Genomic DNA, 1,523 nt, shown 5'->3' with positions numbered 1-1,523 from the left:
AAATTCGGGTCAAAATTAGACATTTTCGTTGGATTAGAGATACCCGTTTTTTAATTCTTGAAAAATGCTCACCAACTTATCAACATCACAATTATCAATATTTCATTTTTTAATTTTTAAATTTCAAATTAATTGAAGTTTGATAGGGATGTTAATAAGCCTGTGAATTGGTTGAAAACTTTTCAATAAAGTTCTTGCATTATTAATTTTCAATTTGAGATGCTCATTTTTGAAACCATCAAGCATTTATTTTTCAAGCTGATTTATCTCTTTTTGAATATTCGTTGAAAACCAAAAAAACGACTAAAATGAAGTCCTATTTTTTGAAATAGTGTTGATTTTTTTCTCTTTTTTCGGTTGAAATCTGTTCATAAAAACTGACTCAATTTTTATGCACCTCAATCAAAAAGTTATCAACAGAATACTTGTTGATAACTTATTATTTTATTGATTTTCAGTATATTATTTCAAAAATGTTGATTTTTTATAAGCGGATAAGTCTTTCAGAAATAGTGCAATATGACGGTGGCGCGTAATGAAAATATGTAATTTTGCATCATCATTTATCAACAGCGGAAAAATGGAACACATCATACCCATAGCAAGCGACCATGGCGGCTTCGAGATGAAGGAATTTTTGATTGGGAAATTGAAAGAAGCAGGTTATATGGTCAAAGATTTTGGAACTTATAGCAACGAGAGTGTCGACTATCCCGACATGATTCATCCTTTGGCTTCAGCCATCGAACATGGTGAATATCCCTTGGGAATCATTCTTTGCGGCAGCGGCAATGGTGCCCAGATGACAGCCAACCATCATCACAACGTACGTGCTGCCTTGTGCTGGAATGTGGAACTAGCTAAATTGGCCCGTCAACACAACGATGCCAATATTCTTGCCTTGCCTGGTCGTTTCATTCCCAATGAGTTGGCTTGGGAGATGGTGCAAGTTTTTCTTAGCACTGACTTTGAAGGCGGACGTCATACCAAAAGAGTCGAAAAGATAGAACCTAATGAAAAAGATGATGAGTGATCCTAACACTATATTCCAACAAGGCTGTGAGACAGCTTTCGATGAAGAACACTGGCAGAAAATCAATTATAGTACTGGTTGTTTTGAGACCAATTTTGCCAAAGGTAAGGTGAATTACCGTAACCTTGATTTGGAAAAACAACGTGCCTACACCCTTCGCAACAAGTCACTATTGGGTTTGGAAAAACTTTTGGTTGATTTTGAGACGCATTTCACCGAAAATGGAGGTAAAGTACTATGGGCACGCAATGCCGACGATGCTTTGACTATGATTTTCGATCTCATTCGCAAGGAAAAAGCCAACTCTATCATGCGGTCGAATTCGACAGTGCTTGATGAAATAGAACTCAATGGTTTCTTGGAACGGAAAAACATTCATGTAGTAGAGACGAAAGTGGGTCGTTTTATTCTCCATGAAGGCGAACAAAAACCCTATCATCCCTTGATGCCATCCATTCATCTTTCGAAAGAAGAGAATAAGTCGGATCGT

At 36.7% G+C, this 1,523-nt stretch carries 2 protein-coding genes; both read left to right on the top strand.

Going from position 1 to position 1,523, the window contains the following annotated elements:
• Nucleotides 1-535: 535 nt before the first annotated feature.
• Nucleotides 536-1,033 carry a ribose 5-phosphate isomerase B gene (gene rpiB / locus ACKI2P_RS09555; RefSeq protein ID WP_407377192.1) on the top strand — a complete coding sequence of 166 codons (498 nt, stop codon included), beginning with the start codon at nucleotides 536-538 and terminating at the stop codon, nucleotides 1,031-1,033.
• On the top strand, nucleotides 1,014-1,523 hold a 510-nt coding region (locus ACKI2P_RS09550), incomplete at its 3' end, for an LUD domain-containing protein (protein WP_407377191.1). The genes rpiB and ACKI2P_RS09550, both read left to right, overlap by 20 nt.

The sequence above is a fragment of the Methanobrevibacter sp. genome (assembly GCF_045541095.1).
Classification (GTDB): domain Archaea; phylum Methanobacteriota; class Methanobacteria; order Methanobacteriales; family Methanobacteriaceae; genus Methanocatella.
This window is presented reverse-complemented; position numbering and strand designations above follow the sequence as displayed.

What these genes read in the sequence shown, in the direction of transcription:
- rpiB (WP_407377192.1), top strand. Translation starts at nt 536, where the DNA reads ATGAAAATATGTAATTTTGCATCATCATTTATCAACAGCGGAAAAATG.